At 42.0% G+C, this 21383-nt stretch carries 17 protein-coding genes; 14 read left to right on the top strand and 3 right to left on the bottom strand.

Annotated features, from left to right (window positions below; translation table 11 throughout):
- The first annotated feature begins 24 nt into the window (after positions 1-24).
- The 5 genes from fabG (at position 25) to PR767_RS03670 (ending at position 5786) form a co-directional block, all read left to right on the top strand.
- Positions 25-762: a 3-oxoacyl-ACP reductase FabG gene (fabG, locus tag PR767_RS03690; RefSeq protein WP_004907760.1), complete on the top strand. Its 738-nt coding sequence runs from the start codon at positions 25-27 to the stop codon at positions 760-762.
- Between the two features lie 9 nt (positions 763-771).
- A complete protein-coding gene (locus tag PR767_RS03685; RefSeq protein WP_109912755.1) occupies positions 772-1956 on the top strand; it encodes a thiolase family protein in 1185 nt (394 codons plus the stop codon).
- Between the two features lie 123 nt (positions 1957-2079).
- Positions 2080-3420, top strand: coding sequence for an MFS transporter (locus tag PR767_RS03680; protein ID WP_272519899.1), 1341 nt, complete (start codon positions 2080-2082; stop codon positions 3418-3420).
- Between the two features lie 33 nt (positions 3421-3453).
- Positions 3454-4617, top strand: coding sequence for a glycerate kinase (locus PR767_RS03675; protein ID WP_102138109.1), 1164 nt, complete (start codon positions 3454-3456; stop codon positions 4615-4617).
- Between the two features lie 14 nt (positions 4618-4631).
- Positions 4632-5786 (top strand): CdaR family transcriptional regulator, encoded by a 1155-nt coding sequence (locus PR767_RS03670; RefSeq protein ID WP_004907773.1) that lies wholly within the window; start codon positions 4632-4634, stop codon positions 5784-5786.
- Positions 5787-5798: 12 nt separating this feature from the next.
- Here the strand turns inward: PR767_RS03670 and narL are convergent, their stop codons facing one another.
- Positions 5799-6455, bottom strand: a complete 657-nt coding sequence (gene narL / locus PR767_RS03665) for a two-component system response regulator NarL (protein ID WP_004907776.1) — start codon at positions 6453-6455, stop codon at positions 5799-5801.
- A 21-nt stretch (positions 6456-6476) separates the two neighbouring features.
- Positions 6477-8219, bottom strand: a complete 1743-nt coding sequence (gene narX, locus PR767_RS03660) for a nitrate/nitrite two-component system sensor histidine kinase NarX (protein WP_102138108.1) — start codon at positions 8217-8219, stop codon at positions 6477-6479.
- Positions 8220-8550: 331 nt separating this feature from the next.
- On the opposite strand from narX, the gene PR767_RS03655 reads away from it, so the two are divergent.
- The 5 genes from PR767_RS03655 (at position 8551) to narI (ending at position 16717) form a co-directional block, all read left to right on the top strand.
- Positions 8551-9951 (top strand): NarK family nitrate/nitrite MFS transporter, encoded by a 1401-nt coding sequence (locus PR767_RS03655; RefSeq protein WP_102138107.1) that lies wholly within the window; start codon positions 8551-8553, stop codon positions 9949-9951.
- A gap of 67 nt (positions 9952-10018) precedes the next feature.
- On the top strand, positions 10019-13780 hold the full coding sequence (locus tag PR767_RS03650; RefSeq protein WP_210782382.1) for a nitrate reductase subunit alpha: 3762 nt from the start codon (positions 10019-10021) through the stop codon (positions 13778-13780).
- Positions 13780-15321 carry a nitrate reductase subunit beta gene (gene narH / locus PR767_RS03645; RefSeq protein WP_109912751.1) on the top strand — a complete coding sequence of 514 codons (1542 nt, stop codon included), beginning with the start codon at positions 13780-13782 and terminating at the stop codon, positions 15319-15321. Before PR767_RS03650 ends, narH begins: the two co-directional genes overlap by 1 nt.
- On the top strand, positions 15318-16043 hold the full coding sequence (gene narJ / locus PR767_RS03640; RefSeq protein WP_004907791.1) for a nitrate reductase molybdenum cofactor assembly chaperone: 726 nt from the start codon (positions 15318-15320) through the stop codon (positions 16041-16043). The genes narH and narJ overlap by 4 nt, the downstream gene beginning before the upstream one ends.
- Entirely contained in the window at positions 16040-16717 is a 678-nt protein-coding gene (narI, locus tag PR767_RS03635) for a respiratory nitrate reductase subunit gamma (protein WP_004907792.1), read from the top strand. The genes narJ and narI overlap by 4 nt, the downstream gene beginning before the upstream one ends.
- Before the next feature lie 115 nt (positions 16718-16832).
- On the opposite strand, the gene PR767_RS03630 is transcribed toward narI, so the two are convergent.
- Entirely contained in the window at positions 16833-17615 is a 783-nt protein-coding gene (locus tag PR767_RS03630) for an IclR family transcriptional regulator (protein WP_004907793.1), read from the bottom strand.
- Positions 17616-17860: 245 nt separating this feature from the next.
- On the opposite strand from PR767_RS03630, the gene PR767_RS03625 reads away from it, so the two are divergent.
- Genes PR767_RS03625 through PR767_RS03610 form a run of 4 tightly spaced genes read left to right on the top strand, consistent with a single transcriptional unit; the run spans position 17861 to position 21377 of the window.
- Positions 17861-18856, top strand: a complete 996-nt coding sequence (locus PR767_RS03625) for a 2-dehydro-3-deoxygalactonokinase (RefSeq protein ID WP_162617356.1) — start codon at positions 17861-17863, stop codon at positions 18854-18856.
- A gap of 33 nt (positions 18857-18889) precedes the next feature.
- Positions 18890-19516, top strand: coding sequence for a 2-dehydro-3-deoxy-6-phosphogalactonate aldolase (locus PR767_RS03620; RefSeq protein WP_115168032.1), 627 nt, complete (start codon positions 18890-18892; stop codon positions 19514-19516).
- Positions 19517-19534: 18 nt separating this feature from the next.
- A complete protein-coding gene (locus PR767_RS03615; protein ID WP_272519898.1) occupies positions 19535-20971 on the top strand; it encodes an N-acyl-D-amino-acid deacylase family protein in 1437 nt (478 codons plus the stop codon).
- A gap of 13 nt (positions 20972-20984) precedes the next feature.
- Positions 20985-21377, top strand: a complete 393-nt coding sequence (locus PR767_RS03610) for a RidA family protein (RefSeq protein WP_004259329.1) — start codon at positions 20985-20987, stop codon at positions 21375-21377.
- Positions 21378-21383 lie beyond the last annotated feature (6 nt).

The following is a 21383-nucleotide window of genomic DNA, read 5'->3' as shown; positions in this document are numbered from 1 at the left end:
TCAATATTAAAGAGGAATTTATCCATGTTAGTAAAAGATAAAGTTGCCATTGTGACGGGTTCTGCAAGAGGTATTGGTTTTGCGATTGCTCAGGTACTTGCAGAAGAAGGGGCAAAAGTTGTTATTTCTGATTTAGCCATGTCATCAGGTGAAGAAAGTGCAAAACAGTTACAAGAACAAGGCCATCAAGCCATTTTTATTCCTTGCGACATTGCTAAACGTGAAGAGGTGAATGCCTTATTTTCTAACGCATTAGCACATTTTGGGGCGATTGATGTACTGGTGAATAATGCGGGGATCAACCGAGATGGCATGCTGCATAAATTAACGGAAGATGATTGGGACAAAGTGATTGATATCAATCTGAAAGGGACATTTAACTGCATGCAAGAAGCGGCAAAATTAATGCGTGAGCAAGGAAGTGGCCGAATTGTCAATATTTCCTCGGCGAGTTGGCTTGGGAATGTTGGGCAAGCCAACTATGCCGCGTCCAAAGCTGGGGTTATTGGTCTGACTAAAACGGCTTGCCGTGAACTAGCCCGTAAAGGTGTCACAGTAAATGCGATTTGCCCAGGATTTATTGATACAGATATGACTCGTGGTGTACCTGAAAAAGTTTGGGACATCATGATTAGCAAGATCCCTGCGGGTTTTGCTGGCGATCCACGTGATGTCGGCCAATGTGTTGCATTCTTAGCCTCTGATAAAGCGCGTTATATCAATGGGGAAGTGATCAATGTTGGCGGCGGAATGGTGTTATAGGGGGAAATAATGAAACAAGCGAATGATATTGTCATTGTCAGTGGTGTGAGAACAGCAATTGGCACGATGGGAGGAAGCTTTGCAAATACGCATCAACACGACCTTGGGGCCGCGGTTATTCGTGAAGCCGTGAAAAGAGCTGGAATTGCTCCCGAAGATGTCGATGAAGTCATTGTGGGTAATGTTGGGCAAATTGCAGAAAGTGGTTTTATCGCCCGTATTTGCCAGCTGCGAGCTGGGCTACCAAAAGAAACTACAGCATATTCGGTTAACCGCCAATGTGGTTCCGGGTTACAAGCTTTAGCCGATGGCATGATGTTACTGCAGACTGGTCAATCCGATGTTGTGGTGGCATGCGGTACAGAAAATATGACGATGCTGCCGTACTACTTACGCAAAGCGCGTTATGGCTACCGCATGGGGAATGATGTGCTCGAGGATGGATTAACGTCCATCCTAACTTGGCCAGAAGGCCCTTATCACAACGGAATGACTGCAGAAAACGTTGCAGAACAGTTCAATATTACCCGCGAAGAGATGGACGATTTTGCATGGGACAGCCAGCAAAAAGCGTTAAAAGCGATTCAAGCGGGTTATTTTGCTGACCAGATATTGCCAGTAGAAATACCGGAAGGCCGTAAAGGCACACGTATTTTTGATACCGATGAACATCCACGTGATACACCACGTGACAAATTGGCTAAGTTGCGCCCTGCATTTAAAGCCGACGGTGTGATCACGGCGGCAAACTCGTCAGGGATTAATGATGGCGCTGCGGCATTAGTGATGATGCGACGTGAAGAAGCAGAAAAACGTGGCCTGAAACCAAAAATGAAAGTGGTCGATTGGGCAGTTGCGGGTTGTGAAGCGGCCATTATGGGCTTTGGGCCTGCACCAGCGACGCGCCGACTCATGGAAAAGCTCAAGATGAATGTAAAAGACATTGACTTAATTGAGCTAAATGAAGCATTTGCGGCACAAGCTATCGCAGTTATGAATGATTTATCTCTTGATAGCACTAAGGTGAATGTGAATGGTGGCGCAATTGCTTTGGGTCACCCAGTGGGTGCCAGTGGGGCTATTTTGCCCGTGAAGTTAATGTATGAAATGGAACGCCGTCAGGTTGCCACCGGGTTAGTCACGATGTGTATTGGTGGTGGCCAAGGGATTTCAATGTTGTTCGAAAGAGAATAAGAAAAACTGCAAGCAGAAAGCCCGACGTGGGGCGTCGGGCTGTTGCTGAAGTAAAAGCTACAGGTATGGGTCACTTAGAACCAAGAGCCGTACCTGTTTCACTACAACATGAGGATCTTATCTATGTTTTCTACAAATGCAAAGTTAGATTATGCGGCTCAGGGGAAAAAAACCAACGCAAAGATATACCGTAACCTGATGCCGTTGTTGATTTTAGCGTACATTATTAGCTTTATTGACCGAACGAATATTGGCATGGCAAAAAATGCGATGTCGATTGATTTAGGATTATCTGCAACCGCATTTGGTATCGGAGCAGGGCTTTTTTTCCTAACCTACTCAATTCTTGAGATCCCAAGTAATTTGATCATGGAAAAAGTAGGCGCGCGTTTTTGGATCACGCGGATCATGATCACGTGGGGGCTATTATCTGCGGCGATGGCATTTGTGACAGGGCCGACTTCTTTTTATATCTTACGGTTATTACTGGGAGCAGCTGAAGCGGGTTTATATCCCGGGGTTATTTTATATATGACATATTGGTTTAGCCAAGAGGAACGAGCTAAAGCAACAGGGTTATTTTTACTTGGGGTCTGTCTTGCGAATATTATTGGAGCACCGCTAAGTGGCTTATTGCTGAGTATGGATGGCTTATTAGGTTTCCATGGTTGGCAATGGATGTTTGTTATTGAAGGTTTACCCGCGGTGATCCTCGCATTTGTTGTGTGGTTTGTGTTGCCGAATAAACCGGAAGATGCGAAATGGTTAGATGAGGATGATCGGAATTATATTAAATATAAACACGACCAAGATAAAAACAGCATTAGTGTGAGTAATAGTAAATTCTCACTTAAGGCGGCATTTAAAAATAAAGCCTTTATGATGATTGTTGCTATCTATTTTACTCACCAGTTCTCCGTCTATGGTTTAAGTTACTTTTTGCCTACTATTATAGGTGAGTATGGCAAACTGACACCGATTCAAATTGGCTTATTAACGGCGATCCCTTGGATTTCAGCTGCAATTGGTGGCATTTTTGTAGCGAGAAAAGCCAATACACCGCGTCGTTCATCACGTATTTTAATTTCAGGTTATGCCGTGATGGCGGTTGGATTAGTGATAGGTGCACTGGGAGGCCCAGTTGTCGGCTTAATAGGCTTTTGCTTGACTGCATTTATGTTTTTTGTGGTTCAATCGATTATTTTCTCTCTTCCACCCACTTATATGAGTGGCAGTATGCTGGCGGGAAGTTTAGCATTATTGAACTGTTTAGGATTATTTGGTGGTTTCCTCGGCCCGTTTATTCTTGGTTTTTTTGAGGATTACACTGGAACAGCGACTTCTGGATTATGGTTTGGTGTCGGTTTGTTAGTTATCGGAACGATTATTGCTTCACGAGTGAATACTAACGGTATGAGCGAACCTGAACCATTACAAGTATCGGCTTCAGTGGAAAGCAAATAATTCAACATCGCCATTTACAATAGGAAAGTCTGCATGAAAATTGTTATCGCACTTGATTCCTTTAAGGGAAGTTGTTCTGCAAGGTTAGCATGTCAAGCCGTTGCTGAGGGTTTCAAGCGTGTATCCTCTGAATTAGATATGACGTTATTACCCATATCTGATGGCGGAGAAGGTTTGTTGGAGTCACTGGAACATAGCCCGGCGCTTTCTGGTGTAACACCTTACATTTTTAGCTGTACTGGACCTTATGGTAGTAAGGTTGATGCAGGATTATTAGTGCTGGAGGAAAAAACTGCTTTTATTGAAATGGCACAATGCTGTGGGCTGGAATTAGTTCAACGCGAGCACCGTCGCGTTGAAAATGCCTCGACTTATGGTTTGGGGGAAATGGTCAAGCATGCACTCGATATGGGTTGCTCTCGTATTGTCATAGGGATAGGAGGAAGTGCAACTAATGATGGTGGTGCAGGGTTTGCTCAAGCATTAGGTGCTTTGTTTTATGATAAAAATTCTCAGCTTATTGAGGCGCCAATTTGCGGTAAAGACCTCATTAATATTGCAAAGATTAATTTTGATAAATTTGACTCGCGAGCCGCTAAGGTTGAATTTAATGTCTCTTGCGATGTTGAAAACCCTTTATTAGGCAATAACGGCGCGACTTATATTTATGGTCCTCAAAAGGGAGCGGACAAAGCCACACTTGATCAGCTTGAAATGGGAATGGCTCACTATGCGAAATTAATGTCAGCAATAACGGGAAAAGATGTTTCGCTGGAGGCGGGCAGTGGCGCTGCGGGTGGATTAGGTGCGGGGCTTCGTTGGTTTGTTTCGGCAAAGCTCGAAAAAGGAATCGATCTCGTTTTGGGGCTCCTTGGTGCGAAATCCTATATTCAACAAGCGGACTTAGTCATTGTAGGAGAAGGGCGGCTTGATAGCCAAAGTGCGAACGGTAAGGCTCCTGTGGGAGTGGCTCGTATGGCCAGTCATTATGGTGTGCCTGTTATTGCGCTTTGCGGAGGATACAGTGAAGATAGCCGTATCCTATATCAACATGGTATTAGCGCAATGTGGTCATTGTGCCCTGGGCCGATTTCCCTTGAGCAAGCCATGACAAATGGTGAGCGTTACTTGGCAGATACAGCAGAAAATTTGCTGCGAACCGTACTAGCGAATCCGAATAAGCAAATAAAACCCTAAAGTGAGGCGGTAAGATGCTACTGACTGAAAAATTAGCCAATGATATTGTCACGCGTGCAATGGGGATTATCCATCACAACGTCAATGTGATTAATAGTCAGGGCGTGATTATCGCCTCAGGGGAAAAAAAGCGTATTGGTGAAATTCATGAAGCCGCAGTGGAAGTGATTCGCTGCGGCAAACGGATCACTATTTACAATGAAAATGAAGCACGAGCTTATTCGAATGTAGCTCCGGGGATAAACCATCCGATTGTTGTGGCAGATAAAGTGGAATTAGTCATTGGGGTGAGTGGTGACCCTGTTGTGATCCAGCGTTATGCCGAGCTTGCCATACTGACGGCTGAGCTGCTAATTCAACAAGAAATTGAGCGGCGTAGTATTAACTGGCAGCACCGTTTGCGAGATATGTTATTTGTCCAGTTTATAGAAAGTACAACGCAAGCACAGGGGCGCAGTGCGTTACTCAAACTGCATAACTCTGGTTTTGCATTCACTTTACCGACTATTCCTGTGATTATTAATATTGAAGCTATTCAGTATCGTCCTGAAATACTCGATACGATCATTACTGAATTATCAGCCATGGAAAAAAGTGATGTGTTATTGCTTAATAGCCGCGAAATTTTGATGCTATTTCCATCAACTCATTATCAAAATGAATCATTTATTCCTAATCTTCATTTCATTCTAGATAGCCAGCTTAGCCAATATTATATTGGTGTTGGTGTCCAGGCAGATACGCAGGAACATGTGAGGGATGCCGTTCATTTCGCACGTTCAGTCATTGAAGTTGGCCGGCTAACTGTGCCCGATAAACAAGTTTTTCTATTTAAAGAAATGGCATCTTTATGCCTCTTTAATGAATTGGAAAATAGCTATCTATTTAATTTCTTTTTGGATATTTGCCATAAAATATTGTTGCATGATTCGGGGGATATTTTAATTGAAACCCTTGAGTTATTCCTATCGCAAAATGGGGAAATAGGCAGTACCGCACAGCAATTAGGCATTCACAGAAATACATTAAGTTATCGGTTACAGCAAATTAAAAAGCAAACCAGTTTGGACCCGACAAGGTTTACGGATCTGATTCAATTATCTGTTGCTATGCATGGCTATCGTCGACGTTACCCAAAACAACAGCCATGGCTTGATGCATTAAGTTAAGGTGCAGTGTCATTACTTTTGTTGTAAAACCCAAATAGCCGCTTCAACGCGTGATTTTAAATTGAGTTTCTTTAGTAGGTGTTTGACATGGACTTTGACGGTGCTCTCTGTGATTTGTAATTTATTAGCAATCATCTTATTTGATAGCCCCTGAGAGATTAAATCTAAGATATGGGTTTCTCTTGGGGTTAATGCAGATAAATTATGCTCTGTAGAGGCTCGGTTATCTCTTAAGGATTCAGCTAAAATAGAGGCGAGCGTTGGGCTAACGACCATTTTACCACTTGCTGCTTCTTTTAATGCAATAATTAATTTTTCGGGTTCCATGTCTTTCAGTAAATAGCCATCAGCACCTCGTTTTAATGCATTAATTAAGTCTTCACCGTAATTGGATACTGTAAATAAGATAATACGGCCTGAAAGTTCGCGGCTACGTAAACTATCGAGTACTTCAAAGCCATTCATACCCGGCATATTGAGATCTAATAGGATTAAATCGGGGTCTTGCTCTTCAGCAATTTTAATACCCGTTATTCCATCGTCTGCTTCACCAATTACTTTTAATGTGGGTTCTAAACTAATTAATTGTTTAACTCCGTTACGTAGCATCGGGTGGTCATCAATCAGTAAAATGGTGGATTGCCCAGTTAGTTTATTTTCATTTTTCATTAATGAGTTACTCCAATTCAATTAAGCCACAGTCAGTGGAAATTCAACATTAACAGTAGTGCCTCCTTGAACTCTTGGCGAAATTTGATATTTCCCATTTAGGCTCAGAGCTCTCTCTCTCATAATAATCAATCCGTAATGGTTATTTTTTGTTGGCTGAGGCTGAATCCCTTCCCCATTATCTTCTATCGTCATGGTGATTAATCCGTTATTTTCAATTAATGAGACTTGTGACCAGTTTGCATTAGCATGTTTGAGAATATTGCTTAAAGCTTCTCGGATTATCTGGATAATATGGATAGATTGATGTGGGGAGAGGCTTTTTGCTGGAATTTGGTAATTTAATCCAATTTGAAAACCAAGGCGCTGACTGAATTCTTGGATTGTGCTTTCTAAAGCCGGGAATAAGCCGGGTTCAGTTAATTTTAGCCTGAAGGTTGTTAAAAGTTCACGTAATTGGCTATAAGCGGAATTTATTTCATTACGCATTTCGTTTAATAGTTCTTGGTGCTTAGTTGGCAATGTTTTAGGTTGCATTTGCAGATAACTAATTTGCATTTTGAGACAAGATAATGATTGTGCGATTGAATCATGCAATTCTCTCGCAATCGCCGAGCGTTCATCCATAATCAGTAACTGCTGTTGTTGTTCTAATTGGTGCTCCATCGCTAGCATTCCAGCAATTTGTTTAACTAGCATCAGCACTAAATTATTTTGCTCTTCAGATAATGGCTGATTTATATCTATTTCAGCCAAAATCATGCCATAACGCTGTAAGTTATCGGAAATCTCCCATGATATTACTTTAAGTTGTTCAGTTACCTTGGGTGACTTGAGAGAGTGCTCTTCGTTTTCTGGGCAATGAATTTCATGAAAGTAGGTATCATTATTTTCTTCGTATAGTCTCAAGCTGATATTCTGTAGCGGTATTAAGCTTTTAAGCTCAGATAATACTTTTTCTAACCTGACTGATAATGGCCCAATGGCATGTAAGGTGCGATTAGATTGGTATAAATAGAGTAATACTTTATTTTTATTTTGCAGGTCAGCCGTTTTTTCGATAACTCGGGATTCTAATTGATGGTAACTTTGTGCAAGCTCATCCGACATTTGATTTAACGTTTGGCCCAGTGAATTTAGCTCATCTTGTTTTTTGCCTGCAGGAAAGCGCTGACTAAAATCTTGGTGACTAATCGCATTCACCATATGAAGTAACTTAAGCCAAGGTGTATAAATTTTCTTTCTAAAATGGCAGATAGCAAAAATAAGTAGCAACGAAACGAGGCTAATAAATACCATTTGAGTGATTGCTACATAGGTTATCTTTCGTTCTGTTTTTTCATCAATATTGCGAACTAATGCATCAAGCTTATTAACAAAAGTAACGACCGCAAGCCGTGCATCATTAGGCGAAACTGCATGGTTAAGTGCAGGTTTTAATTCTGTAACCCAATATTGATAAATCTCAGAAAATTGCGGTTTTAAATCTTCTATTTCGACGACTTGTGTCAGTTCATCGCTTAATAAATTTTTCTCAAGTTCACTTACATATACGTCAGAATATTGGTTGAGTGGTACTAATGAAAGTAAATGATAGCTTTGCATCCGCAATGAGCCTGATTTATTAATTGCATGTGCATTTCCTTGCACACTAATGATCATACTATTTGAGATTGTCATGCCAATAATACCGAGTACGGCAATCAATAACATTAAACCAATAACTTGGTTAATGATTGAAAATCGGTGATAAGCAATAGACATAAATAATCCTTTCTACGGTACATGTTTATTCATTATTTTTGATAACGTAGATATTGTTTCTCTATTATATAAAATTGAATATGCCACTTCGGTATTACTCCTTAATATCCCATTGAAATATTCGCATTAAATTCCAATACATAAAATTACCGAGTAATAAATTTTTTTGTTTTAATTCAATTTGTTATTGGCTTGTACTCCTAATACCCCTCTAGTGGTTAACGAAAAAAAACGCGAATATTTCATTTAAGTCTCTCTTGATTTAGATCAGCTTCACGGTGATCTATTCGCCACACACTGCGAACAGAAATTGTATTTATCGGGGTGATTTATGTCTCAACGAGATAATGTTAATAACGTAGTTGCACCGTCAAATAACGGAGTTATACAGGATTGGCGTCCTGAAGATACTCGGTTTTGGCAGCAAACAGGGCAGCGTATTGCAAATCGTAATTTATGGATTTCTATTCCATGTTTATTGCTCGCATTTTGCGTATGGATGTTATTTAGTGCAGTTGCAGTTAACTTAAATAAAGTGGGTTTTAATTTTACGACAGACCAATTATTTTTATTAACCGCATTACCTTCCGTTTCAGGCGCTTTATTAAGAGTCCCTTATTCATTTGTTATTCCTATTTTTGGTGGGCGTCGCTGGACGGCGATTAGTACACTATTTTTAGTGATCCCATGTATTTGGCTAGGTTATGCGATTCAAAACCCTGCCACGCCTTATCAAGTCTTTGTCATTATTTCCCTACTTTGTGGTTTTGCTGGCGCTAACTTTGCGTCCAGTATGGCCAACATCAGCTTCTTCTTTCCTAAAGCTCGCCAAGGCGGGGCACTTGGTCTAAATGGTGGGTTAGGTAATTTAGGGGTCAGTGTCATGCAATTGGTGGCTCCTTTCATTGTAGGTGTTGGCGTATTTACTTTTGTGGGTGGAGCTGGAGCGGCTCAGCCGGATGGCTCAACGTTGTGGTTAGAAAATGCCGCTTGGATTTGGGTGCCATTTCTGCTGCTTTTTACTGTGATGGCTTGGTTTGGCATGAATGATTTAGCGGCGAATAAGGCATCTCTTAAAGCGCAGTTACCTGTTTTGAAACGGGGTCATCTATGGGTATTAAGCCTGTTATATCTGGCAACATTCGGCTCATTTATCGGTTTTTCTGCCGGTTTTGCTATGTTATCGAAAACGCAGTTCCCAGACGTCATTATTTTGAAGTTTGCCTTTTTTGGCCCTTTCCTCGGAGCTCTAGCTCGTCCAGTCGGCGGCATGTTGTCTGACCGTTTTGGTGGTGTGAAAGTCACATTACTGAACTTTGTGGTCATGGCGGTTTTCTCCGGCTTGCTATTTTTTACGTTACCAGAAAACGGCCAAGGAGGCTCTTTTGGAGCATTTTATGGCGTATTTATGGTGTTGTTTTTAACGGCAGGGCTAGGTAGTGGCTCAACCTTCCAAATGATTGCTGTCGTTTTCCGTAAATTAACTATGGACAAAGCCATCTTAAGAGGAGCTTCAGAGCAAGAAGCCCAAAAAGAGGCGGTAACAGAAAGTGCTGCGGCTCTAGGGTTTATTTCTGCAATTGGGGCAATAGGTGGCTTCTTTATTCCAAAAGCGTTCGGTACATCACTAACACTGACGGGGTCACCGGCAGATGCGATGAAAGTGTTTTTTGTATTTTATCTTTCCTGTGTGTTTATCACATGGCTGGTATATGGCCGTAAACACAAATAATAACAAGTCATAAAAATCAATTTTAGCAATGTACGGCGCCGGTCGCCGTCTCTTTGGAGGCAATCCGATGAGCAAGTTTTTAGATAGATTTCGGTATTTTAAGCAGTTAGGCGAGACCTTTTCAGGTGATCACGGGCAAGAATTAAATGTAAATCGTGATTGGGAAGATGGTTATCGTAGCCGTTGGCAGCATGACAAAGTCGTGCGTTCCACCCATGGTGTTAATTGTACTGGCTCTTGTAGCTGGAAAATTTATGTCAAAAATGGGTTAGTCACTTGGGAGACCCAACAGACGGATTACCCACGCACTCGCCCAGACCTACCTGATCATGAACCAAGAGGATGCCCTCGTGGGGCGAGCTACTCTTGGTATTTATATAGCGCAAACCGTGTTAAATACCCAATGATGCGTAAGCGCTTACTTAAATTGTGGCGTGAAGCAAAAGCAGAGCATCAAGACCCTGTTGCAGCGTGGCTATCTATTATCAATGATCCGCAAAAGGCACAAAGCTATAAACAAGCTCGTGGTCGCGGTGGTTTTGTTCGTTCAAGTTGGCAGGAAGTGAATGAACTGATTGCAGCGGCAAACGTCGCGACGATTAAAGAATTTGGTCCTGACCGCATTGTTGGCTTTTCACCAATTCCTGCGATGTCGATGGTTTCCTATGCCTCGGGCGCGCGCTATTTATCATTAATTGGTGGCTCATGCTTGAGCTTTTATGACTGGTATTGTGACTTACCGCCCGCATCCCCAATGACGTGGGGCGAACAGACTGATGTACCTGAATCTGCGGACTGGTACAACTCATCCTACATTATTGCTTGGGGTTCTAACGTTCCGCAAACCCGTACGCCAGATGCTCACTTCTTTGCAGAAGTCCGCTACAAAGGGACTAAAACAGTCGCGGTGACGCCGGATTACGCGGAAATTGCCAAATTATGTGACCATTGGTTGAACCCGAAACAAGGAACAGATAGCGCCATGGCAATGGCGATGGGGCATGTGATCCTCAATGAGTTCCATGTAAAACGTGAAGCAGAATACTTCCGTGAATATGTGCGAACTTACACCGATATGCCTATGTTGGTGATGCTCGATAAGCACGAAAATGGTGCCTATGTTGCTGGGCGTATGCTGCGTGCTTCGGATCTCGTTGATTCTTTAGGCGAAGAGAAAAATGCCGAATGGAAAACCATCGCGATTGATGAAGAGACGGGCGAATTATGTGCTCCACAAGGTTCAATGGGATTCCGTTGGGATGATAGCCAAAAATGGAATTTAGAGCCGCGTGCGGGACAAGATGCACATGACATAAAAATGAAACTCAGCTTGGCAGATAGCCATGATGAATTTGTTGAGGTTGGCTTCCCATACTTTGGTGGTTTAGAAAGTGAGCATTTTCAAAGCGTTGAACTGAAAGACGTCTTACTGCATAAATTACCTGCGAAACGTATTCAGCTTGCCGATGGCAGCGAGTCACTGGTTACTAGTGTGTATGATTTGATGCTTGCTAACTACGGTATTGACCGTGGTTTTGGTGATGAAAACTGTGCGGTTGATTACGATGATATGAAAGCGTATTCACCGGCGTGGGCAGAAAAAGTCACTGGGGTTAGCCGCCAAAATATCATTCGTATCGCCCGTGAATTTGCGGATACCGCAGAGAAAACTCACGGTCGTGCGATGGTGATTGTCGGGGCAGGGATTAACCACTGGTACCACATGGACATGACTTACCGTGCGATTATCAATATGTTGATTTTCTGTGGTTGTGTTGGGCAGAGCGGCGGCGGCTGGTCTCACTATGTTGGGCAGGAAAAATTACGTCCACAAACGGGTTGGTTACCTTTAGCATTCGGTTTGGACTGGCAGCGCCCACCTCGTCATATGAATAGCACCTCTTTTTTCTATAACCATTCAAGCCAATGGCGTTACGAAACGGTGGGAACAGAAGAGTTGCTGTCGCCTCTAGCCGATAAACACGCCTTTAGCGGCAGTTTAGTTGATATGAATGTACGTGCAGAACGCATGGGGTGGCTGCCGTCAGCGCCACAATTAAATGTAAACCCATTAAATATTGCGAAGAATGCACAAAATGCAGGTATGTCACCCACAGACTATACTGTTAAGCAATTGAAAGAAGGGAATATTCGCTTTGCAGCAGAGCAACCTGATGATCCTCAAAATTTCCCACGTAACCTGTTTATTTGGCGTTCAAATTTATTGGGGTCTGCAGGGAAAGGTCATGAATATTTATTGAAATATTTATTGGGTACTGAAAATGGTATTCAAGGCAAAGACTTAGGCCAACAAGGCGGCGTCAAACCTGAAGAAGTGGAATGGCAAGATAAAGCGGCAGAAGGGAAAGTTGACTTAGTGGTGACTCTCGACTTCAGAATGTCGAGCACCTGCCTGTTCTCGGACGTTATCTTACCGACCGCTACTTGGTATGAAAAAGACGATATGAATACCTCGGATATGCATCCATTTATTCACCCATTGTCAGCTGCGGTCGACCCAGCTTGGGAATCCAAAAGCGACTGGGAAATTTATAAGGGGATTGCCAAAGCATTTTCTGAGGTCAGCGTTGGGCACTTAGGCAAAGAAACGGATGTGGTGACGTTGCCGATTCAACATGATAGTGCAGCCGAGATGGCACAACCGTTTGATGTTAGAGATTGGAAAAAAGGGCAGTGTGAGCTTATTCCAGGGAAAACAGCGCCACATATTATCTGTGTTGAGCGTGACTACCCAAACACTTATGCACGTTTTACCTCTCTTGGCCCACTCATGGATAAACTGGGTAATGGTGGTAAGGGCATCAGTTGGAATACGCAAGATGAAATTGATTTCCTGAAAAAGCTCAATAAAACTCAGCCTGAGGGGGCTAATGCAGGGCGACCAAAAATTGAAACAGCGATTGATGCCGCAGAAGTCATTTTAACACTCGCGCCTGAAACTAATGGGCAAGTGGCGGTAAAAGCATGGGATGCGTTAAGCAAAGTAACGGGCCGCGACCATACTCATCTTGCTCGTTATAAAGAAGACGAAAAAATCCGTTTTCGCGATATTGTTGCGCAGCCGCGTAAAATTATATCAAGCCCTACATGGTCAGGGTTGGAAGATGAACATGTTTCCTACAACGCCTGTTATACCAACGTACATGAAATGATCCCATGGCGGACGCTCAGTGGTCGTCAGCAATTGTATCAAGATCACGAATGGATGCGCGCCTTTGGGGAAAGCCTTGTGGTGTATCGCCCACCGATTGACACTCGAGCGGCTCAGCCTCTTATGGGGAAAAAATCGAATGGATTTCCTGAGAAAGCACTGAACTTTTTAACACCGCACCAAAAATGGGGGATCCACTCTACTTACAGCGACAACTTATTAATGTTGACGTTAGGCCGCGGTGGTCCAGTTGTTTGGCTTAGCGAAGAAGATGCTCGTGAACTGGGTGTTGAAGATAACGATTGGGTTGAAGCTTTTAACAGTAATGGGGCATTAACCGCCAAAGCGATCGTTAGCCAACGTATTCCTGATGGCATGATCATGATGTACCACGCCCAAGAACGGCTGATCAACTTACCCGGCTCTGAAATTACGGCTCAACGTGGTGGAATTCATAACTCGGTCACGCGTGTTTGCCCGAAACCGACCCATATGATCGGTGGCTATGCGCACCTTGCCTATAGCTTCAATTATTACGGAACAGTAGGTTCTAATCGTGATGAATTTGTGGTTGTTCGCAAAATGAAACAGGTTGACTGGCTGGATGGTGAAGGTGATGCCTACCAGCAGACCTTGAGCGGAAAGGAGAAAGCATAATGAAAATTCGTTCTCAAGTCGGCATGGTGCTAAACCTTGATAAATGTATTGGTTGTCACACTTGCTCAGTGACCTGTAAAAACGTGTGGACTAGCCGCGAAGGGGTAGAATACGCATGGTTTAATAACGTCGAAACCAAACCGGGTATTGGTTACCCCCAAAATTGGGAAGACCAAGAGAAATGGAAAGGCGGTTGGATCCGCACCATTAAGGGTAAATTGGTTCCACGGATGGGAAACAAAGTGGGTGTTTTATCGAAAATCTTCGCTAACCCAGATGTACCTGCCTTGGATGATTATTATGAGCCGTTTAATTATGACTACGGCCATTTAAAAAATGCCAAAGAAGGCAAGCACGTACCGACAGCACGTCCTCGTTCATTAATTACGGGTGAGCGAATGAGTAATGTCAAAATGGGACCAAACTGGGAAGATGATTTAGGTGGTGAATTCGCCAAGCGAGCCCAAGATAAAAACTTTGAACATATTCAAAAAGAGATGTATGGGCAGTTTGAAAATACATTCATGATGTATTTACCACGCCTTTGTGAACATTGTTTAAACCCAGCGTGTGTCGCGACCTGCCCAAGTGGGGCAATTTATAAGCGCTCAGAAGACGGTATTGTGTTGATTGACCAAGATAAATGCCGCGGCTGGCGTATGTGCTTAACCGGTTGCCCGTATAAAAAAATCTATTTCAATTGGAAAAGTGGTAAATCAGAAAAATGCATTTTCTGTTATCCACGTATTGAGTCAGGCATGCCAACGGTCTGCTCTGAAACCTGTGTTGGTCGTATCCGTTATTTAGGGGTATTGCTGTATGACGCGGACAAAATTGAGTCAGCGGCCAGTGTAGAAAAGGAAACTGACCTTTACCAGAGCCAACTTGATGTTTTCCTTGATCCTCATGATCCAAAAGTGATTGAAGAAGCGCAAAAACAAGGGATCCCATTAAGTGTGATCGATGCGGCACAGAAATCCCCAGTGTACAAAATGGCGATGGAATGGCGCTTAGCTCTGCCACTGCATCCTGAATATCGCACGTTACCAATGGTGTGGTATGTGCCACCTTTGTCACCGATCCAGTCAGTGGCAGATTCAGGGCTCTTAGCCAATAACGGTGTATTGCCGGATGTAGAAAGCTTACGTATTCCAGTGCAATACCTTGCGAATTTGTTAACGGCGGGGGATACCGAGCCGGTGTTATTGGCGTTAAAACGTATGTTAGCGATGCGTCATTTCAAACGGGCAGAAACCGTGGAAAACCAATGTGATACCAGCGCGTTAGAGCAAGTTGGCTTAACACAAGCTCAGGCACAAGAAATGTACCGCTATTTAGCCATTGCTAACTATGAAGACCGTTTTGTCATTCCATCCAGCCATCGAGAATTGGCACGCGAAGCGTTCCCTGAAGCCAAAGCTTGTGGCTTTAGTTTTGGTGATGGTTGCCATGGCAGCGATAGCAAAGCGAATTTATTTAATAGCAGGCGCATTGATGCCATTGATATCACACCAAAAAATAATCAGGAGAAAGCACTATGATGACACTAAAAGTGATTTCTCGGTTATTGGAATACCCTTCTGAAGCGCTTTGGTTACATCGCGATGAGCTCATTGAAGCACTAGAACAGGCTGATGAGCTGCCTGTCACACGGGCTGTTCAATTGATGGTGTTTGTGCGCGAGTATCTCAACGAAGACTTACTTGATATGCAGGCGCAATATTGTGAGCTGTTTGATAGAGGCCGCGCAACATCATTATTGCTATTTGAGCATGTGCACGGTGAGTCCCGAGACCGAGGACAAGCGATGGTGGATTTAATGGCTCAATATCAGCAACACGGTTTGCAAATTGATTGCCGTGAATTACCTGACCATTTGCCCATTTATTTGGAATATCTAACGGTATTACCGACCAATGAAACTATCGAGGGGTTGCAGGATATTGCGCCAATTTTAGCGTTGTTAGGGGAAAGGCTGAAACAGCGAGAAAGCCGTTTCTCTGTTTTATTTGATTTTTTACTTGAGCTTTCTCATAGCGATATTGCGGCGGAGCAATTAAGCAAACAAGTGGCAACCGAAGTACGGGATGACACCCCAGAGGCATTAGATGCGGTTTGGGAAGAGGAGCAAGTGAAATTTTTTGCCGATGAAAAAACATGTGGTAGCGAAGTGGCGGCACATCAACATCGCTTCGCCAATGCGGTGGTACCACAGTATTTGGATCTCAGTGTGGGCAGCAGCCATGTAGGAGTTCAAAAATGAATTTTATCAATCAATTTTTCTTCGATATTTACCCCTATATCGCTGGGACGGTATTTATTGTCGGTAGTTGGTTACGTTACGATTATGGGCAATACACGTGGCGAGCGGGTTCCAGCCAAATGTTGGATAAAAAGAATATGCGTTTGGCATCAAACTTATTTCATTTGGGGATTATTGGGATTTTTGTCGGCCACTTTTTAGGTATGCTAACGCCTCACTGGATGTATGAATCTTTCTTGCCAATGCATATTAAGCAGTTAATGGCAATGATTGGTGGGGGCGCAGCAGGTGTGATGATGTTAATTGGTGGTGCGATGCTATTGAAGCGCCGCCTAACGAACCCACGAGTGAGGGCAACTTCATCCTTCGGTGACATCATGATTTTAACCTTGCTGGTGGTGCAAGTTTGCTTAGGATTACTTACCATTCCATTCTCAGCACAACATATGGATGGCAGCGAAATGCTGAAATTAGTGGGATGGGCGCAGTCTATTGTGACATTCCATTGGGGGGCATCCAATTACCTTGAAGGTGTTGGCATCGTTTTTAAACTGCATATTGTGTTGGGTATGACGATATTTTTACTCTTCCCATTCTGCCGTTTAGTGCACATTTGGAGTGCACCTATCGAATACCTGACTCGTCGGTATCAATTGGTGAGAAATCGCCATTAGGTTGGGTTCCACAAGGAGGTGGGCCAGTACATTGCTTTTGTACAACTTGTTCTTGTGTAAACAACAAATATTGCTATTTTGGCACCCCATCTCATATGAGATGGGGTTTTTTGTTTTATTTAGTGCTGGTTGGCTCGATATAGCCAAGGCGGCGGGAAATCAGTAAGCAAACGTGGGCAAGTTCTTCATTAACACGGTCTATTTTGGAAACCATTCTGTGAGTCGGCCCAGCGACACTAATCGCGCCGATCACATTACCGGTATAATTAAATATCGGCCTAGCTACACAGGTAAGCCCTTCTTCATTTTCTTCATCATCTAAAGAAAAACCTTTTATACGGATATCAGCCAAAACTTCATACAGTTTCATGCGGTCGATAACTGTTTTTTCAGTGTATTTGGTTAACGGTTTATCCAGTACTGCATCAATTTCTTCTAACGGTTGGAAGGCTAATAAAGCTTTCCCTATACCAGTACAATAAGCGGGTAGTCGAGCACCCAGTTTTGCGGAAGTTTGAATGGATAGCGTTCCTTCACTTTTATAGAGATAGACCACATGGCCACTGTTATAAACCCCTAAAAAGCAAGTTTCAAACGTTGAACTCGACAACGTTTTTAAATAAGGGATTGAAACTTCGACTAAATTAACATTCATTAAGCCTTTAATGCCTAATTCGAGGCTTTTTAAGTCAAGGTTATAGCGTTCTGTAAGATGGTCTAAGCTGACATATTGGCGTTCTTTTAGTGTTTCTAATACGCGAAAAGCCGTGGTTTTTGGAATTTCCGTATTCTTGACCAATTCGGCCAAAGAAATTCCGTCAGAATGGTTACTAATCTCTTCAAGTATGGTCAGTACTCTGTCGATACTCGACGAGTTTGCTTGACTTTCTTTCGTCATCGTAGGCTCCTCACTCACGCTAAGCTCTTTCATTGTACTCATTATTTAAACGTCGTTCCATTTTTACCTCGATGCAATTTTTTTCTCTGAAAAAACATGCAGTACGTAATGTATTGATCTTCATTGAATTTGATTTTTTGATTGTGATCGCTGTCGTTATTCTTATAAAAACGGAACGACATTCCTATATTTTAATGTATGTTATTAAAAAAGGAACGACGTTCCGTTATTTTAAAGGGATAAACATGTTGATAGTGACCATTGATACAGGGACAACGAATACCCGAGTTAGAGCATGGAAAAATAACGCGGTTGTTCGTGAACAAAGTGTTGAAGTTGGTATTAGGGATTGTGCAAAAAATGGCGATAAAACGCTGTTAATTCAATCAATAAAAATAGTACTAGATAAGCTGTTGTTAGGAGTGAGTGCTGAAGAAAGAGAAAATTATCAGCTCGTTGCATCTGGCATGATTACATCCGAAATTGGGCTGTGTCACTTACCTCACCAAGTGACCCCGGTTTCAATGCAACAACTTGCTAAAGCCACAATGCCTTGTGTTATCAAGGAGATCAGTGAAAAACCGATTATTTTTATACCAGGCGTTAAAAATAACGTGGCAAATATGACGTTTGATTCAATTGAAAGTATAGATGTAATGCGTGGTGAAGAAGTTGAAGTTTTTGGCATTCTAACACAGCAACCGGATCTTGGCCCTGCCTTAGTCATTTTGCCCGGCTCGCATTCTAAGTTTGTACGTCTTGATGAAAATAATAATGTGGTTGCATTGGCAACAACGATGGCAGGGGAAATCTTCGATACATTAACGCACCAGACTATCTTAGCCAGTTCTTTAGAACACCAATTTGTTCAATGTTTAGATAAAGAATATTTACGCAAAGGTGCTGAGCTTAGTCTGCAAGTAGGGATTGCGAGAAGTTGTTTTTCGGTGAGGCTACTAGACCTTTTCACGGAAGCGACACTTGACCAACGCTCAAGTTTTTTATTGGGAGCTATTTTGGCGTCAGATTTACTCGCAATAAAACATAGCCAAGCTCTTAATATTACTAGCGATATAAAAATTGTTATTAGTGGAAAACCTATTTTAGCGGATGCACTTAAAGAGTTAATTAAAAATGATAGTTACTTCACTGGGGAAATACACCTATTAGACGATAAAAAGGAACAGCCTTTTTCTGGATTGGGTGCAATTTCAATATTAAAAGAAACGCAATACAAATAAATATTATTAATGGTTTTTTATTAGGTGATTGTTATGAATTCTAAAAATGAAATACCGCTTATTGCAATATTACGGGGAATAAAACCTGACGAAGTTTTAGAACATATCGCTATCCTTGCAGATGAAGGTTTTAATTATATAGAAATTCCTCTTAACTCTCCCGAGTGGGAAAAAAGTATTCCATTAGCGATTGAAAACTACGGCGATAAATTAAAAATCGGTGCCGGTACTGTGCTCAATAAAAGCAATGTTGAAAAGTTGGCAATAATGAACGCTAAAATTATTGTCACACCTAACATTAACGTTTCTGTGATCACGACTGCTCTTGAAAATAAGATGGAAATATTTCCAGGTTGTGCAACAGCAACAGAAGCTTTTACCGCGATTGACGCTGGTGCTGTTAATTTAAAAATCTTTCCTACTGCGCCTTTTGGGGTTAATTATGTGAAATCGCTGATGTCAGTGATCCCAAAAAATATTGCCATTTATGCGGTAGGAGGTATCACGCCGAATAACTTGCATGAATACCTAAGTATTGGCTGCCATGGTGCAGGGTTGGGAAATGATCTTTATCGAATAGGCCAAACACCAGAGAAAACCAGAGAAAAAGCGAAAGCATTTATATCTGCATATATCGCATTTAAAAATCAAACTAATTAATCTTAAAGAGATATTCAAATGAAATACGATTATGTTTTTAAAAATGCCACTGTAATAGATGGTAGTGGTAAAAGTGAGTTTGTCAGTGATATTGCCGTTAAAGATGAATGGATTATTAAAATATCAAAAAATATAAGTGAAGATGCTGAAAAAATAATTGATTGCTCAGGTTTAATTTTATCACCTGGATTTATTGAAGTGCATACTCATGACGATTTAATTGTGATTGATAAGCCTGAATATATCGAAAAAACATCACAAGGTGTAACGACAATTATTGTCGGTAATTGTGGTATCAGTGCAGCGTGTGCAACATTAAAGGACGAAGTTCCTGACCCAATTAATTTATTAGGTGAATTAAGCGAATTTCAATTTGCTGATTTAGCCAGTTATAAACAAAAAATTAATAATGTGAAGCCAACTGTTAATGTCGCGACATTAATAGGGCATACAACCTTAAGAAATAATTTTGTAACAGACTTATTAAAGCCCGCGACGCCAGACAATATCGCTCATATGAAGCAAGTATTGGCCTGTGCGTTAGATGAAGGGGCTTTAGGGCTAAGCACTGGTTTATCTTACGGTAACGCGATTAATTCTTCGACCGAAGAAATTTGTGAGTTGGCTGAATTATTAGCAGAGCATCAGGGAATTTATACCACTCATATGCGAACTGAATATGACGGTATCATTGATGCGATGCATGAAGCCTTCCATATTGGTCGTCATGCAAAAGTTCCTGTGCAAATTTCCCACCATAAGTGTGCTGGGGCAAAAAACTGGGGACGCACAAAAGAAACGCTGGCTCTCATTGAAAAATACCAAGTCATGCAGGATATCAATTGCGATTGTTATCCATATCGTGCGGGTTCATCAAACTTAGATATCACACAAGTTACTGAAGACTATGACATTCTAGTAACTTGGTCGACACCATTTCCTGAAGTCGCGGGTAAGACATTAAAAGAAATAGCCGCAATGTGGAGTAGCGATATTTTCCAAGTTGCAGAAAAAATTGTTCCTGCGGGAGCTATTTATTTCCAAATGCACGAAGACGATGTGCGTCGTGTGTTACAGCACCCAAGCAGTATGGTGGGTTCTGATGGCTTACCTCGTGACCCTAATCCACATCCACGTCTTTGGGGAACTTTCCCTCGAGTTATTAGCCACTATAGCCGTGATGAGCAGCTTTTCCCAATAACCACCGCGATTTACAAAATGACAGGCATGTCAGCACAACGTTTTTCTTTAAAGGATAGAGGCCTTATCCAAGAAAATTATTTTGCAGATATCGTTGTATTTGACCCTGAAAAAATTAATGAAACAGCCACATTCCAAGACCCAAAACAAAAAGCAGATGGCATTGAATATGTGTTTGTTAATGGTGTTCTGACTTATACCAAAAAAGAAATGACTGGGAATAGAGCAGGTAAATTCTTAGAAAGAAATAAATAAAAGAGAGATAAAAATGATTAAAAGATTCGGAATTGAAGGCTCAAAAGGTACTGGCGGGCAATCATTGCCTTTTGCTAAAGCGGTGTTAGCTGACGGATGGCTGTATGTTTCAGGGCAAACACCCATGATTGACGGGGAAGTGATTGATGGCGGAATTATCGCGCAATCTAAATTGGCTATCGAGAATTGTTTAAACATTATGAAAGATGCGGGATTTGCTACGCAAGATATTGTGCATATGAAAGTGGTATTAAGTGATGCGCGCTATTTCCAATCTTTTAATAAAGTATTTCAGCAATTCTTTGCAGATAACCCACCTGCGCGGGTGTGCTTTGTCGCTGACCTTGTCGTCGATTGTATGGTTGAAGTGGATATCACCTGCTTCAACAGCAAATTCAAATCTTAATTGCTA

Origin of the sequence: Providencia sp. PROV223 (genome assembly GCF_028479245.1) — a bacterium.
Classification (GTDB): Bacteria; Pseudomonadota; Gammaproteobacteria; order Enterobacterales; family Enterobacteriaceae; genus Providencia; species Providencia rettgeri.
This window is presented reverse-complemented; position numbering and strand designations above follow the sequence as displayed.

Bases quoted from the DNA above. Each gene is read 5' to 3' on its own strand.
- fabG (WP_004907760.1), top strand. From the start codon at position 25: ATGTTAGTAAAAGATAAAGTTGCCATTGTGACGGGTTCTGCAAGAGGT.
- PR767_RS03685 (WP_109912755.1), top strand. From the start codon at position 772: ATGAAACAAGCGAATGATATTGTCATTGTCAGTGGTGTGAGAACAGCA.
- PR767_RS03680 (WP_272519899.1), top strand. From the start codon at position 2,080: ATGTTTTCTACAAATGCAAAGTTAGATTATGCGGCTCAGGGGAAAAAA.
- PR767_RS03675 (WP_102138109.1), top strand. From the start codon at position 3,454: ATGAAAATTGTTATCGCACTTGATTCCTTTAAGGGAAGTTGTTCTGCA.
- PR767_RS03670 (WP_004907773.1), top strand. From the start codon at position 4,632: ATGCTACTGACTGAAAAATTAGCCAATGATATTGTCACGCGTGCAATG.
- narL (WP_004907776.1), bottom strand. From the start codon at position 6,455: ATGAAAAATGAAAATAAACTAACTGGGCAATCCACCATTTTACTGATT.
- narX (WP_102138108.1), bottom strand. From the start codon at position 8,219: ATGTCTATTGCTTATCACCGATTTTCAATCATTAACCAAGTTATTGGT.
- PR767_RS03655 (WP_102138107.1), top strand. From the start codon at position 8,551: ATGTCTCAACGAGATAATGTTAATAACGTAGTTGCACCGTCAAATAAC.
- PR767_RS03650 (WP_210782382.1), top strand. From the start codon at position 10,019: ATGAGCAAGTTTTTAGATAGATTTCGGTATTTTAAGCAGTTAGGCGAG.
- narH (WP_109912751.1), top strand. From the start codon at position 13,780: ATGAAAATTCGTTCTCAAGTCGGCATGGTGCTAAACCTTGATAAATGT.
- narJ (WP_004907791.1), top strand. From the start codon at position 15,318: ATGATGACACTAAAAGTGATTTCTCGGTTATTGGAATACCCTTCTGAA.
- narI (WP_004907792.1), top strand. From the start codon at position 16,040: ATGAATTTTATCAATCAATTTTTCTTCGATATTTACCCCTATATCGCT.
- PR767_RS03630 (WP_004907793.1), bottom strand. From the start codon at position 17,615: ATGACGAAAGAAAGTCAAGCAAACTCGTCGAGTATCGACAGAGTACTG.
- PR767_RS03625 (WP_162617356.1), top strand. From the start codon at position 17,861: ATGTTGATAGTGACCATTGATACAGGGACAACGAATACCCGAGTTAGA.
- PR767_RS03620 (WP_115168032.1), top strand. From the start codon at position 18,890: ATGAATTCTAAAAATGAAATACCGCTTATTGCAATATTACGGGGAATA.
- PR767_RS03615 (WP_272519898.1), top strand. From the start codon at position 19,535: ATGAAATACGATTATGTTTTTAAAAATGCCACTGTAATAGATGGTAGT.
- PR767_RS03610 (WP_004259329.1), top strand. From the start codon at position 20,985: ATGATTAAAAGATTCGGAATTGAAGGCTCAAAAGGTACTGGCGGGCAA.